This window comes from Paenimyroides viscosum (assembly GCF_003858535.1).
In the GTDB taxonomy this organism is placed as follows: Bacteria; Bacteroidota; Bacteroidia; order Flavobacteriales; family Flavobacteriaceae; genus Flavobacterium; species Flavobacterium viscosum.
Genome location: NZ_RQTJ01000009.1, coordinates 99,248 through 112,046 on the forward strand (window position 1 = coordinate 99,248; position 12,799 = coordinate 112,046).

Genomic DNA, 12,799 nt, shown 5'->3' on the forward strand with positions numbered 1-12,799 from the left:
CTTGTTTACAGAATAATTTCAGTTGTTTCGCCGGTTTTGTTATCTATAATTCTTATAACGGTTCCGGTTCTGGTTTCATCAATAGATATAATTAAATCGCCAATTTCAAAAGTTCCTTCTTCTAAATTTTCTAAATTTTCGTTATTATCAAAAAGACCTCTTGAAAGTTGCGATAAAATCTGCCTTTTAACGGTTTCAGAGAAATTATCTAGTAAACTACTGTTTGATGATCTTTGGTTGTCATCAAATTTATTTTGTGCATTTGCAGATGCTAATAAACCACTGTAATTTAGCGGATTTCCGCCAAAGTTTGGGTTTACTGGTGTATATACTAATTGTTGTGCATAACTTATTTTGCCTGCGAACAACAATAAAATTATAGTAGGTAATATTGTTTTCATGTGATTAATTGTTTAATATGTAAATTCATTTTTTAATTTCCCCCTATGGCTTGCATAATTAATTAATCGCTGAAAAGTAGTTGCCACTTGTTCTTTAATAAATTCTTCATCTGGATTTGTAAAAAATTCGTGAATAAGGTCTTGGTCTACTTTTACTTGTATTATGCTTGATAATCCCCTGTATGGTAATTCGCTTACATTAATAATAAAATCGAATTTGGTAGGGTATAGGTTATAGGTTGAATAAAAAAAATCGTAATAGTCTTTGCCCATTTTTGTTTTAGAATCATCGGTAACAATTCCTTTCATAACGGTTAACGAAGATTCATTAATCGGTCTTAACTCTTTAGTAGTAATTTGTATAGAATCTTTAGTTATTAACCGGTTTTGAACTTCGTCGCGAATAAATATAATCGCAGTTATTTTTTGTTTTTCTGTTTGATTAATGGTAGTTGTTGAAAGGCTTTCAATTTGATTAGGCTCTAACGTAAACTTTCCTTTTTGTTGATTAACAGATAAGTTTTTGTTCTCATCTGTTTTTTTTATAAGTAATAAATAATCTAATTCATAATGATACCCGCCGTTGTTTTGAACTGTTGGTCTAAAAGTTAAGGTGTTTTCAGATTGTACTACCTCAATTCTTGCAACAATTAAACTATCTCTGTTTTCTTGTGCAAAACAAAAGTTAGCAAACATGCTACAAAAAGCGAATATTAATATTAATCTGCTCATTAGTAATTTCTTATTATTACGCTACGGTCATTACCTTGTACGTTTATACTCATGTTTTCCATAATGCTGTTATTACCGTAAATTTCAATGTAATTATTAGCACCTTCCATGTTTACGTTAAGGTTAGATGGCTGTAGTTTCGATGTTTCGTTATAATACAATAACTGATGATTACCAATTTGGTTAACCTGCATCTGTTGACTTTCAATAGTTGCTAAGTTATAATCACCAATTTGCACCACCTGTGTACCATCTACTCTGTTTAATTCGGTAAGAATTAAAGCCTCCGGATGTATTTTTTGTAATTCTTTTTTATCATTTAAAAAAGATGCTTGACTTGTTTGCGCACTTAAAGTAAATACGCAGAAAAATGTAAAAAGTAATGTTGCAGTATTTTTCATAAAGAATGCTTTAAATGCTGTTAGTTTTATTTTAAAAAAAAAACTGCCTTAATAAAATTCATATAATCACACAGAAATTTATTAAGAACAGTTTTTTAACAATTAAACAATAATATCTTTGAAAAGGATATTAGTTAGATTGTGTTACAGAAATTTCGTTTCCAGTTCCAACTTGTACACCGAAATGAAAATGTCCTGAAGATGCTTGATAAATATCAGCAATATTTTCTGATCCTATTTGCGTATTTGTTGCAGTATTCCAAGCACCTGTTTGCACTAAATCCAACCTGTTTTGAGAACCGATTTGATTTGCTGATGCCGTGTTAAAATTACCGTTTTGGAACGCATCTATTGTATTTGAATTTCCTAATTGTGCTAAACTTCCGCTATTGTTGCCTCCAACTTGAAGTAGTAAAGCATCGTTTGCATTCCCGAATTGAGAAATAGTTCCAGTGTTATTAACTGAATTCATCAAGCTGCTCACATGCCCTCTTTGCTCAATCGTAGCGTTGTTATCACTTCCTATTTGATTAATTTCTGCAGTGTGGTTATTTCCGGTTTGAGCAATTCCCGCATTATTTCCGATTCCGATTTGACCAATAGTTGCAACGTGTGCATCTCCGGTTTGATCAACGCCAGCATCATTACTGTAACCATATTGATCGATAGTTACACTATTTAAATCTCCCAACTGATCTACATCAGCTTTGTTATTATTAAGGGTTTGTGTTACAAAAGTTCTATTATTGTCGCCCATTCTATAACCTTCTGATGTATTGTTATTTCCTGTTTGAGTTATATTTACAATATTTTCAGTTCCGTATGTAAACTCTGTTGAAAAATTGTTGTTACCATCTTGACCTATAGTTAATTGGTTTAAACTTCCAGATTGTTGGCTATACACATCGTTATCGCTTCCGCTTTGCGATATTAAGGCATTATGACCATTACCACCTTGTCTAACACGTGCGAAATTGTCATCACCACTTTGAGAAGTTTCTGCATTATGATTTCCCACACCATATTGAGATACAATCAGTTCGTTGTTGGTTCCGCTTTGTGTCGCATTAGAAGTGTTTGAATTTGAGCTACTTGGAGATGCATCTCTTCTAGCTTGTGTAATAGTAGCCTCGTTTCCAGTACCATCTTGTGATAGATTTGAGATGTTATTTGCACCCCATTGGTCCACAGTTGCTTCGTTGGAATCTCCTGTTTGTAGCATAGTGCTAGTGTTTTCGATTCCTTCTTGTGTCGTCATTCCGATATTCTCATTACCAAACTGGATAGCTCCACTTACGTTTCCTTCTTCAGTTTGTGTAACTGTAAATGTGTTGTCGTCTCCACTTTGTAGTAAGAAATTCACGTTTGAATCTCCATCTTGGATTGTTGTTGCGGTGTTATCATTGCCCATTTGAGCAGAATAATCGCGATTGTCTTGTGCCATTGCCGAAGCTGTTGCTAAAAACGCTACTGCTGCACTTAGTACTAATTTTTTCATGATGTAAATAATTAAATGTTAGTACTTCAAAAGTATTACGTTTATTAAAGCAGCACAATCACTGGTTTTCGGTATTTTAACAGAATACTCATAAACCATGATATTATTATTTCACCAAAAAATAGCATAAATATGCTATATAATCGTGTAGAATTAGTTCTACATTTATTGAAGAAATCATTCTACACGAGACTATTTTCATCTGTTGTATTTTTGAATTGTTGAAGCAGTTGAATAAACATAAAAAACATTGGGCAATAGTTTTTTATGTATTACTGAAGAGATTTAGGGAATTGAAAAAAAAGAATGGTTATTGTTGTTAGTAGTGAAAACGGGAAATGAAAGTTTCTCGTTTTTCTTTTTTGTTTTTAGCGTTAAATAATGGCTTAAAGTAAGTTTTGTTGTAAGTAACACAAAGCTGTAAGAAAAACAAGAACCCTATTAATAAATTATTCTTTGATAAGGCTCTTGTTTCTTAAAAGCAGCTCGCTAAAAACCGTTTTTAAATAATTACTGTTTTCAGCCGAAAATGGTAAGGTAGCTTCGTTAATTAACTGTTGTAAAGTAAGCTGTTTTACATTTGCTTCTTCCTCTTTCAAAATTTCAGCATCGGGGAAATTCTCTTGAAGTAATTTATCAAGTTCATGCAACGCCTTAGTATGTATGCGGTTGTTACTGTTATATTCAAAAAGCAGCGTGCTGTAAATATAATCGTAATCTATAAATTCTTGTTGAATGTTTTGCAGGTTCAATGGCACTATAGCATCATCAACATCAAAAGACTGTCGGGTTGCTACATTAACATTGCCAATATTGTTTAATTGGTTTTTATGTTTGGTGTGCAAACTTTTTAAAGCGTCGTTATACTGAAGTTTGCTCCATTCGCTGCTTTTTACTTTTTGTTTGTATCCTTTCACTAATTCTTCAAACCCTAGTTTTATCAAATCTTTTTCGATACTGCTTTTAAAAAACGAAAACATATTTATCAATTTAAATCGAACAAAAAATCGAGAAAAATCCCGATTATTTTTTATTTGTGTGAAAACGACGAATCTCTTTCAATAATTCAGACGAATAAACAAAGTCAACAATATCCTCATGATCGGTTACCATGATTTCTTTATTGGTACCTTCCCAAACCAGCTTGCCGTCTTTCAAGAAAACAATGTGTTCGCCAATTTGTAAAACCGAGTTCATATCGTGGGTATTAATTACCGTTGTAATGTTGTATTCGTGGGTAATCTCCTGAATAAGTTCGTCGATTACAATTGCTGTTTTAGGATCAAGACCCGAATTGGGCTCATCGCAAAACAAGTATTTTGGGTTATTAACAATAGCGCGTGCAATAGCCACACGTTTTTGCATACCACCCGAAATTTCAGAAGGCATTTTTTTATTAGCATCAATCAGCTCTACACGGTCAATTACTTCTTGTACACGATCTCTAATTTCAGCATTGGTTTTTTTAGTGAACATTTTTAAAGGAAAACCAATGTTTTCTTCAACAGTCATAGAATCAAACAAAGCACTTCCTTGAAAAACCATCCCCATTTCTGTTCTAAGATTTCTTTTTTCATTAGGATCTAACGTAGAAAAATCTCTACCATCAAACAAAATCTGTCCACTGTCTGGTAAGTGCACACCTAACAATGTTTTAAGCATAACGGTTTTACCAGAGCCCGATTGTCCAATAATTAAATTAGTTTTTCCGGCTTCGTAGGTGGTGGTAATCCCTTTTAAAACCTCTTTTTCATCAAAAGATTTTTTTAAGTCTTTTACTTCTATCATTAGGTTAATAACATTTGGGTTAAGATATAGTTACAGATAATAATGGAAATCGATGTCCAAACGAATGCTTTGGTTGATGCTTTACCAACTTCTAATGCGCCGCCTTCCATATAATATCCGTAGAACGACGGTACTGTGGCTAAGATAAATCCAAAAACGGCTGTTTTTATAAAAGCATATACTATGTGAAACGGCGTAAAATCGTCTTGCAAACCTTTTACAAATTCTTCGGGAGCTAAATAACCACCTAAAGATCCTGCAATATATCCTCCAAAAATACCAATAAACATACTTAAAGCAATTACAAAAGGGTAGGTTATAGAGGCGATTAGTTTAGGGAAAACTAGGTAGTTTAACGGGTTAATACCCATAACTTCTAAGGCATCAATTTGCTCGGTAACTCGCATGGTTCCTATACTCGATGTAATATAAGAACCCATTCTACCTGCCATGATAATTGATACAAACGTAGGTGAAAACTCTAAAATAATTGACTGCCTAGCCGTAAAACCAATTAAATATTTAGGAATGATAGGGTTGTTTAAGTTTAGGGCTGTTTGTATGGTTACAACCGCGCCAATGAAAAACGATAAAAAGGCTACAATTCCTAAAGAACCAATAATTAACTCATCGATTTCTTTAAAAATAAGATTTTTCATTATGCGCCATTTTGTTGGTCTACGAAAAATTTCGCCCAGCATGATGAAATATTTCCCAATGTTAGCTAACATTTTAATCATAACACTATTTTAGTCTGCTAATTTACCAAATAAAATTATATTTTAGTTTAGTAAAATTAAAAGATATCGTTTTAAAAAATGTATTTTTGGTTGCTTATAAAGGCATTTATTTATGAAGCAAATTTCTGTAATTGTCCCGGTTTACAACGAAGAATTAAGTATTGAAACCTTTTTTAACGCGTTTTTAAAGTTTACAGAAACTTTAGTTAAAACAGAATATACTGCTAGCGTTTTATTTGTTGATGATGGAAGTAAAGATAAAACAGCGGCCATTTTAAACAAATTGATTAAAGAAAATGTAAACTGTAAAGCATTAGTTTTTTCAAGAAATTTTGGAAAAGAAGCCGCTTTATTTGCTGGTTTGGAACATGCTGTAGGCGATTTAATGATTCCTATGGATGTTGATTTGCAGGATCCTTTTGAATTGATTTTTGAAATGATTAAAGCCCACGAAACTGGAGCCGATGTTGTTTTGGCAAGAAGAGCCAACAGAGGAACCGATACCGTTGTAAAAAGATTTTCGGCACAATGGTTTTACAGATTGAACAATAAAATGTCGACCTTAAAACTAGAAGAAAACGTAGGAGATTTTAGATTAATGACCCGCCAAGTTGTAAATGAAATTGTGAGTTTACAGGAAAATCAACTATTCATGAAAGGATTAATGAGCTGGGTTGGTTTTGAAACGGTTGTAGTTGATTATACACGTCCAAGCCGTAAAGAAGGAAAAACCAAGTTCAACTACATTAAATTATGGAATTTAGCAGTACAAGGAATCACGTCTTTTTCTACTTTGCCCTTAAAAGTTTGGACATATTTTGGAAGTGTCATTGCTTTTATATCTTTTTTATACGGATTAAAAATCATCATTGAAAAACTATTCTTTGGGATAAACGCATCGGGATACGCGTCGTTAATGGTTGCTATCCTATTTTTTGGCGGAGTTCAACTCATCGGGATCGGAGTTTTAGGCGAATATTTAGGCAGAACCTATTTAGAAAGCAAACGCAGACCACGTTATATTATAAAACATAAATTAATTAAAAAAGTAAATAATGTTTGAGAATTCATTTTTATTAAAAAAATATTACCGTATTGTAGATAAAATCAATAACAATAAAACTTTTATTTTCTTAATAGGTATAGTTTCAATAATATATATTCTACCTATACTTTTAGCAAATACATATTATGTAGATGATTTAAACCGTACGGTTGAGGGTTATGATTGGGAGCATGATGGTAGGTTTAGTAGCTCATTCATTATGCACTTATTGTCTTTTCAAAGTGAGATTGTTTATAGTTTATTTCCTTTTTCAAATATTTCAAGTGTATTAATTTTATCACTTTCAGGTTTTATTTTATGTTATGCAATTGGTGTTCGTAATAAAACTCAGTTGTTTATAGGGAGTTTAATTTTAACAACTTGTCCGTTTATCCTAGAAATTTTAGTTTATAGATTTGATTGTATCCCTATTAGTTTATCATTTCTATGTGTTGTATTGCCTTTTTTGTTTTATAAAAACAAAAAAATATTTTTTATAACATCTTTATTAGGGGTGCTTTTAAGTTTAAGTTTTTATCAAACAACAGCCCTTTCTTATTGTATTGTATTATGTTTTTTTCTTATTAAAGATATTTGGAATAATGAATTTAGAAATGTAATTATAAATGGTGGTTTGTCATTTATATCATTTATTTTAGGTTTTTTAAGTTATCAAACTTTAGTTAAAATTCTAAAGCTAGAATTGTTGAAAGACGATAGAGGAAGTTTTGTTTTTAAAGATGAAAATTTAAAACAGGTATTTAAAGATCGTTATGTGGGATTACAAGAACTTGTTGGTACATTAACTAATTCATCATATAGATATACCCTTTATTGTTTGCTTACTTTTTCGGCTATTGGGCTATTAATTTATTTGAAAACTAATGTTAAAAAATATTTTAATAATATTTTAATATTTAAAGTAGTTGCTGTCTCGATTTTGTCTATGCTAATAATAATATTTGCTGCTGGTATAAATATGGTGGTTTATGAACCACGATGGGTGCCAAGAGGAATGATTGGCTGGGGATTTGCTATATATGCTTTTTACTTTTTAATAATTATTAATAAAGAAACTTTTTTTAAGAACGTGCTTTTAGTGACAGCGTTTACACCAATGATTTATTATTCTTTTATTATTTCTTCTCAGCTAGGAATGTATTTAAAAAACCAAGATGAATTCTCAGACTTTATTATAAATTTAGTATCTCCCAAGCTTGTAGATTATGAGCGTGTAAAGGTTACAGAGCATCAGCGTATAAAGTTAGTAATAAAAGGTACTATTAAAAGGGCTCACCGTAATAACACGGTAAACGACAAAACAATGCCTTTCATTAATAAATTAGCACCAGTTTATGAAAATAACGGCTGGGGTTGGGGAATTATAAGAATGAATAAATTTAATAATATTGCAAGTGAATATATAGGAGGTGAAAAACGTGAGCAGATTCTCAAAAACATCGATGATTACCCAGTTATAGACAGAAATATTTACTATACTTTACGATTAAAGAATGATATTGCTATTATAGATTTTGATAATGAATAGTTTTTTAAATTAAAAGAACTTCTCTCTCATTTTTTTCCAACGGTATTTTCTAATGAATTTAGCTTGTTGGGTTGACACCAATAACGGAGTTTGATTGCTTTTGGCTTTAAAAAATCCTTTTAAATAATCAATAAACAACAAAGGTTTTTGTTTGCGTAAAGCTAATTTTAAGCTGGCAATTGTAGTAATTAATAAACCATATCCCAAGGTGTAAAAGGCTTCGCCTTGTTTGTATCGCGCAGATTGATCGTACGTAGCACCAGTTGGTTTTAAGTGCTTTACCTTTAAATCTTCTAAAGTAACAATCTTCCAATTATAAAAACGGCACAACAATTCGTCAACCGTATCCCAACCCATGGCAGGTTTCAATCCGCCAATTTCTAAAAAACAGGCTTTGCGATACGCCTTAAAAGCTCCGCGAATATGGTCTTTATTGGTTAAACTTTCTAAAACCCATTCGTTGTTTTTTTCGATATAAGCAAAACCGCCCACCATTCCAATTTTGGGGTCTTTATTAAATGTTTCAATGATTCGCTCAAAATAATTATCGGGAAGAATCAAATCGGCATCTAATTTCACCATAATATCAAACGAATCGTCTAATGTTTCAAAACCTTTGTTAAAAGCCCGAATAACCTTGCTTCCGGGTAAATGTTTGTTTTCAGATGCGTTAAAAACCTGCGAAATATTCGCGTGTTTCTTTTCAAAATCGGCAATAATATCAGCAGTGCTATCGGTAGAATTATCGTTTACCACCACAATTTTATCGGGTACAACGGTTTGCTGCACCAACGAATTCAATGTTTGGGCAATAAAAGCTTCTTCGTTATAAGTAGGTATTACACAATAAACCTTCATACTATATTTTTTCTGCCAAAATCATATAATAACGCGGAGTAAACTTTCGCAACAATGGACGTATCCCGATTTTATTCACAGCATGCGCCCATTTTTTTCGAGCCGTGATTTTATAACCACATTTTTCAAGCAACCAATCCAACTGCCAGTCTTCAAACTCGTGATAATGTCTGTCCCAAACATCTGTTTTACTGCGATACGCCGGCGAAAACCACAAACGCAACGGAACCGAAATAATAATTTTCTTAGCCTTACAGTTTTTTAAAACGGTATATGGATTCAACAAATGTTCAAAAATTTCAAAAGCAGTCAAAACATCATAATTTGTTTGTTGCAATGCTTCCTGGTTTTCATCTAAATCTTCTCCGGTGGTATTTTGTACGTTAAATCCTTCCTCTTTCATCAATACAGATAGCGGATTTTCTACACCTAAATCTAAAATTTTTGCATCTTTAGAAAGGTTTTTCCTTAAAAAATCCATGGTAATTTTAAAGCGTTCTTTCGGATAGGTTTTTTCGTACATAATAGAAAATTGTAATTGGTAAAAGTAATTAAAATCAATTTAAAGATTAACGATTATATTTGTAAAAAATGTAGAATGGATACCAAGTTTTCTAGTAAACAGGCTTTGTGGTTTACGCTGATAAATTATTTCGGCGTGCTAATTGGCACGGTGTCCACGCTATTCATCTACCCAAACGATAAAGATTTACTGGGTATTATTCGTTTTGTCGATGGTTTTGCACAGATTCTTTATCCAATTATGGTTTTGGGTGCATCAACTGCTTTATTAAATTTTCAACCCAAACTGAACGATTTATTACAGCGAAAATTATTTTCGTACAGTATGATTTCTGTTGTTTGGATGGTATTTTTCTGTGCCATTGGTGTATCGTTAGTGTACTTTATAGATGACTTTTTTTTTAGAGAGTTAAAAAACAAACAATATTTTATTTACGGTTTTTTTATAGCGATTTGCCTTGCGTATATTGATGTTTTTAAACGACAAGCAACTAATTTACAGAAATTGGCAATACCCACTTTTTTCGAGAAAATTATCCCTAAAATTACATTACCACTCGTTTTTTTATTGATAATATACGGCTATGTTAGTGAAATAGTTGGTTTTTCATGGTATGTGGTATCGTTTGCAGTTATGTTGATCGCCATTGGTTTTTATCTTTTTAAATATTTTAAGCCGGTATATACTTTAAACTACAAAGATCTGTTTCAAGAAATCCCCAAAAAACAATACTATCAATACAGCCTGTACGCTTTTTCGGCAAGTTTAGGATCTTTTTTTGCGTTTAGAATTGATTCTATTATGATTCCGCAATTCCTATCAAATACAGCCAACGGAGATTTTAATATTGGGGTAAATTTGGCAAATGCCTTAATGATTCCGGCTGCCGGAGTGTTTGCCTTGTACAGTCCGTTAATTTCAGAAGCCCTAAAGAAAAACGATTTATCAGTACTAAAAATAAAGTATGCCGATGTAGCCAAAAACCTCTTTTTTATAGGAATTATACTATATGGTTGCGTGCTTTTAGGTATGAAAGATTTTTTTGAGATCTTACCAACTGCCGATAAGTTACTGCCTGTTTTACCCGTACTGTATATTTTAGGCGGAAATGTGGTGTTAAATATGGCAACCGGTTTTAATACCGAAATTATTGCCTATTCAAAATTTTACCGATTTAATTTAATAGCAATCGTAATACTTGCTATTTTAAACGTCGGCTTAAATTATTACGTTTTAACGCAGACTACTTACGGAATCATCGGTGTAGCATGGGCATCGCTCTTCGCTATGCTGGTTTTCAATAGTACCAAACTTTGGTTTATTTACCGCAAATTTAATATGCTGCCTATAAATGCTAATTACATAAAAACTATTGTAAGCAGTTTGGTTTTATTGGCAATTGCTTTTGCTTTGCCTTTAAACGTTTTCGGAATGTTCTCTTTTCTTGTCCGATGTACTTTCTTTGCCGGTACTTTTATGCTGTTAATTTACAAAACCGGCTGGGTACAAGAGTTTAATAACAATGTAGCAAAAATAATGAAGGTGGTTTTAAGAAAGTAAATAACTTTTATGCCATTACAATTCAAGAAAATTTTGTATGTTTATACAAACGGTAACAGATGAAAAACTATTTGCAAACACCCATTTATAAAAAATCCGAAGAAATTTTTGAAACACTAAAAGCAATTACTGATTTATTTCCAGAAGATGATCTTATTTTATCCGATTTAAAAGGGCAGTTGTTAGGCGATGCCATGCTCATTCAGGCTAAATTAACCGGCGCTTTTGGAGTAAAATTGTATGATATAAAAATGGAAAATGCGACTTTAATCCGTAAGGCGGCACGTGATTTAATGGTTTCGTACCACACCCTGAAAATGCTCGGTTTTGAAGAGGTGGAATATTTCAAGATTATTCGTTTACAAATCGAAGAATTCCGACTGTTGTTTGTGGAATGGGTAGGCAGATTCAACCAAAAACACTTTATTACCGATTCGTGGAGCTTGTTCAACCCACCAGGCATTGCACATGATTACAAGCAACAAGACGAGGAGCTTGATTTTTTGGATGAGGAGGACACCGATTGTTAAAACTAGGTGTATTTATATAGGCTTACTAAAATTCTAAATTTCGCATGTACCTAATGTGGTAGAAGTATCTACTTTAAAAATTTTTTAAATTCTTTTTTCTTTAGGGTGAAACCTTGTGTTTTTAAAATTTTTCCTTCTGTAGACACAATCGCAAAGTAAGGCTGACTTTGATTATTAAAACGCTCTTCTTGTATCTTGCTATAAAAAGCTCCGTAGGTTTTCATTAATTTTCCTGTTTTTTCATTTTTTGTAATAAATTCTTTAAAAACCTCTTTCTTATTATCAACAAATAATGTTACTGTAAAATAATTTGCTTCTAAGTACTCTTGTATATCACTGTCATATAAAAAAGCCTCCTCCATTTTTCGAGAATTAACATCCGCATAAGCGGTAAAATAAATCAGTAAAGGTTTACCCCAAATCTGTGCAGTTAAAAGCAACTCATCGTAATCAATTATTTCGGCATCAGTAAAAAAAGGAGTTTCTTCTACCATAGGTTCTTTGTTACTTATCATTGAATCAGCAAGCTTATTAAATTCATCCATCATGTCACCATAAGTTTCAAATTGATCTGGATTTTCTTTAATAACTTGATAAATGGCATTAACGGCACGTTCGTCCTTTACCAACGATAATAAAATTTGACTGTCTGCCTCCCAATTAGCAAGATTAATTTTTTTATTGCGTAAGGTTATAAAATCATTATAAAACGTAACTGACTCTTTATATTCAGGCGTTGCTTTCATTTTTAATATTTCATCTAATAGCTTTTTATAGATTACCATTTCAGAATCCTCATTTAACCAACCAATAACCAATGTTGCTAAAAAAGGTGGCTGTCCAAAAAAGACAATATCTGTTTCGTCTAATCCGCAAGCAGTAAGTTGGGAAAAGTTTGTAGCCAATTCAAGCTGCGTTTTTTCAAAATCACCATCATAAAAATTAATTTTCTGCGCTAATAGTTCTTTACAATTAGTTTGAGCATTTAGTGAGATGCTTAATAAAAGCAAGATTATTGCACTAAATAATAGTTTCATAAGCATTTTTAAGTTGTAATTAAAACTTTCAAATATAAAATATTCACTAGCAGCATAGTATTTTAATTTACAATTTTAACCCGTAGTGCATTATAGAAAAAGTTGCTCAAAAGATTAAAAATCAGTATATTGTATTG

The 12,799-nt window shown here is 32.0% G+C and carries 14 protein-coding genes; 4 read left to right on the forward strand and 10 right to left on the reverse strand.

All coding sequences use genetic code 11. The features are described from left to right. Positions 1-5: 5 nt before the first annotated feature. The 7 genes from EG242_RS06140 to EG242_RS06170 all read right to left on the reverse strand — a co-directional run bounded on the left by EG242_RS06140 (position 6) and on the right by EG242_RS06170 (position 5,560). A complete protein-coding gene (locus EG242_RS06140; RefSeq protein WP_124899021.1) occupies positions 6-401 on the reverse strand; it encodes a curli assembly protein CsgF in 396 nt (131 codons plus the stop codon). A 12-nt stretch (positions 402-413) separates the two neighbouring features. After that, the gene (locus EG242_RS06145) at positions 414-1,133 is read right to left on the reverse strand and encodes a CsgE family curli-type amyloid fiber assembly protein (protein WP_124899022.1); all 720 of its coding nucleotides are present in this window, start codon (positions 1,131-1,133) and stop codon (positions 414-416) included. Continuing rightward, positions 1,133-1,534: a hypothetical protein gene (locus tag EG242_RS06150; protein ID WP_124899023.1), complete on the reverse strand. Its 402-nt coding sequence runs from the start codon at positions 1,532-1,534 to the stop codon at positions 1,133-1,135. The genes EG242_RS06145 and EG242_RS06150 overlap by 1 nt, the downstream gene beginning before the upstream one ends. Positions 1,535-1,664: 130 nt before the next feature. Beyond that, positions 1,665-3,032 carry a hypothetical protein gene (locus tag EG242_RS06155; protein ID WP_124899024.1) on the reverse strand — a complete coding sequence of 456 codons (1,368 nt, stop codon included), beginning with the start codon at positions 3,030-3,032 and terminating at the stop codon, positions 1,665-1,667. Between the two features lie 449 nt (positions 3,033-3,481). Continuing rightward, entirely contained in the window at positions 3,482-4,012 is a 531-nt protein-coding gene (locus EG242_RS06160; RefSeq protein ID WP_124899025.1) for a hypothetical protein, read from the reverse strand. Between the two features lie 43 nt (positions 4,013-4,055). Further along, positions 4,056-4,820: an ABC transporter ATP-binding protein gene (locus EG242_RS06165; RefSeq protein ID WP_124899026.1), complete on the reverse strand. Its 765-nt coding sequence runs from the start codon at positions 4,818-4,820 to the stop codon at positions 4,056-4,058. Next, complete coding sequence (locus tag EG242_RS06170; RefSeq protein WP_124899027.1) at positions 4,820-5,560, reverse strand: MlaE family ABC transporter permease; 741 nt, start codon at positions 5,558-5,560, stop codon at positions 4,820-4,822. Before EG242_RS06170 ends, EG242_RS06165 begins: the two co-directional genes overlap by 1 nt. Positions 5,561-5,672: 112 nt before the next feature. On the opposite strand from EG242_RS06170, the gene EG242_RS06175 reads away from it, so the two are divergent. Continuing rightward, positions 5,673-6,623 (forward strand): glycosyltransferase family 2 protein, encoded by a 951-nt coding sequence (locus EG242_RS06175; RefSeq protein WP_124899028.1) that lies wholly within the window; start codon positions 5,673-5,675, stop codon positions 6,621-6,623. Continuing rightward, positions 6,616-8,154: a glucosyltransferase domain-containing protein gene (locus tag EG242_RS06180; protein ID WP_124899029.1), complete on the forward strand. Its 1,539-nt coding sequence runs from the start codon at positions 6,616-6,618 to the stop codon at positions 8,152-8,154. The genes EG242_RS06175 and EG242_RS06180 overlap by 8 nt, the downstream gene beginning before the upstream one ends. A gap of 9 nt (positions 8,155-8,163) precedes the next feature. On the opposite strand, the gene EG242_RS06185 is transcribed toward EG242_RS06180, so the two are convergent. Together EG242_RS06185 and EG242_RS06190 are read right to left on the reverse strand one after the other, a co-directional pair. Then, positions 8,164-9,012 (reverse strand): glycosyltransferase, encoded by an 849-nt coding sequence (locus tag EG242_RS06185; RefSeq protein WP_124899030.1) that lies wholly within the window; start codon positions 9,010-9,012, stop codon positions 8,164-8,166. A 1-nt stretch (position 9,013) separates the two neighbouring features. Continuing rightward, on the reverse strand, positions 9,014-9,535 hold the full coding sequence (locus tag EG242_RS06190; RefSeq protein WP_124899031.1) for a methyltransferase domain-containing protein: 522 nt from the start codon (positions 9,533-9,535) through the stop codon (positions 9,014-9,016). A 75-nt stretch (positions 9,536-9,610) separates the two neighbouring features. On the opposite strand from EG242_RS06190, the gene EG242_RS06195 reads away from it, so the two are divergent. Both EG242_RS06195 and EG242_RS06200 read left to right on the forward strand, forming a co-directional pair. After that, positions 9,611-11,095, forward strand: a complete 1,485-nt coding sequence (locus EG242_RS06195; protein ID WP_124899032.1) for a lipopolysaccharide biosynthesis protein — start codon at positions 9,611-9,613, stop codon at positions 11,093-11,095. Between the two features lie 59 nt (positions 11,096-11,154). Continuing rightward, complete coding sequence (locus EG242_RS06200; RefSeq protein WP_203227685.1) at positions 11,155-11,625, forward strand: hypothetical protein; 471 nt, start codon at positions 11,155-11,157, stop codon at positions 11,623-11,625. A gap of 68 nt (positions 11,626-11,693) precedes the next feature. Here the strand turns inward: EG242_RS06200 and EG242_RS06205 are convergent, their stop codons facing one another. Beyond that, entirely contained in the window at positions 11,694-12,662 is a 969-nt protein-coding gene (locus tag EG242_RS06205; RefSeq protein ID WP_124899033.1) for a thioredoxin domain-containing protein, read from the reverse strand. Positions 12,663-12,799: the final 137 nt, after the last annotated feature.

Bases quoted from the DNA above. Each gene is read 5' to 3' on its own strand.
- EG242_RS06140 (WP_124899021.1), bottom strand. From the start codon at position 401: ATGAAAACAATATTACCTACTATAATTTTATTGTTGTTCGCAGGCAAA.
- EG242_RS06145 (WP_124899022.1), bottom strand. From the start codon at position 1,133: ATGAGCAGATTAATATTAATATTCGCTTTTTGTAGCATGTTTGCTAAC.
- EG242_RS06150 (WP_124899023.1), bottom strand. From the start codon at position 1,534: ATGAAAAATACTGCAACATTACTTTTTACATTTTTCTGCGTATTTACT.
- EG242_RS06155 (WP_124899024.1), bottom strand. From the start codon at position 3,032: ATGAAAAAATTAGTACTAAGTGCAGCAGTAGCGTTTTTAGCAACAGCT.
- EG242_RS06160 (WP_124899025.1), bottom strand. From the start codon at position 4,012: ATGTTTTCGTTTTTTAAAAGCAGTATCGAAAAAGATTTGATAAAACTA.
- EG242_RS06165 (WP_124899026.1), bottom strand. From the start codon at position 4,820: ATGATAGAAGTAAAAGACTTAAAAAAATCTTTTGATGAAAAAGAGGTT.
- EG242_RS06170 (WP_124899027.1), bottom strand. From the start codon at position 5,560: ATGATTAAAATGTTAGCTAACATTGGGAAATATTTCATCATGCTGGGC.
- EG242_RS06175 (WP_124899028.1), top strand. From the start codon at position 5,673: ATGAAGCAAATTTCTGTAATTGTCCCGGTTTACAACGAAGAATTAAGT.
- EG242_RS06180 (WP_124899029.1), top strand. From the start codon at position 6,616: ATGTTTGAGAATTCATTTTTATTAAAAAAATATTACCGTATTGTAGAT.
- EG242_RS06185 (WP_124899030.1), bottom strand. From the start codon at position 9,012: ATGAAGGTTTATTGTGTAATACCTACTTATAACGAAGAAGCTTTTATT.
- EG242_RS06190 (WP_124899031.1), bottom strand. From the start codon at position 9,535: ATGTACGAAAAAACCTATCCGAAAGAACGCTTTAAAATTACCATGGAT.
- EG242_RS06195 (WP_124899032.1), top strand. From the start codon at position 9,611: ATGGATACCAAGTTTTCTAGTAAACAGGCTTTGTGGTTTACGCTGATA.
- EG242_RS06200 (WP_203227685.1), top strand. From the start codon at position 11,155: ATGAAAAACTATTTGCAAACACCCATTTATAAAAAATCCGAAGAAATT.
- EG242_RS06205 (WP_124899033.1), bottom strand. From the start codon at position 12,662: ATGAAACTATTATTTAGTGCAATAATCTTGCTTTTATTAAGCATCTCA.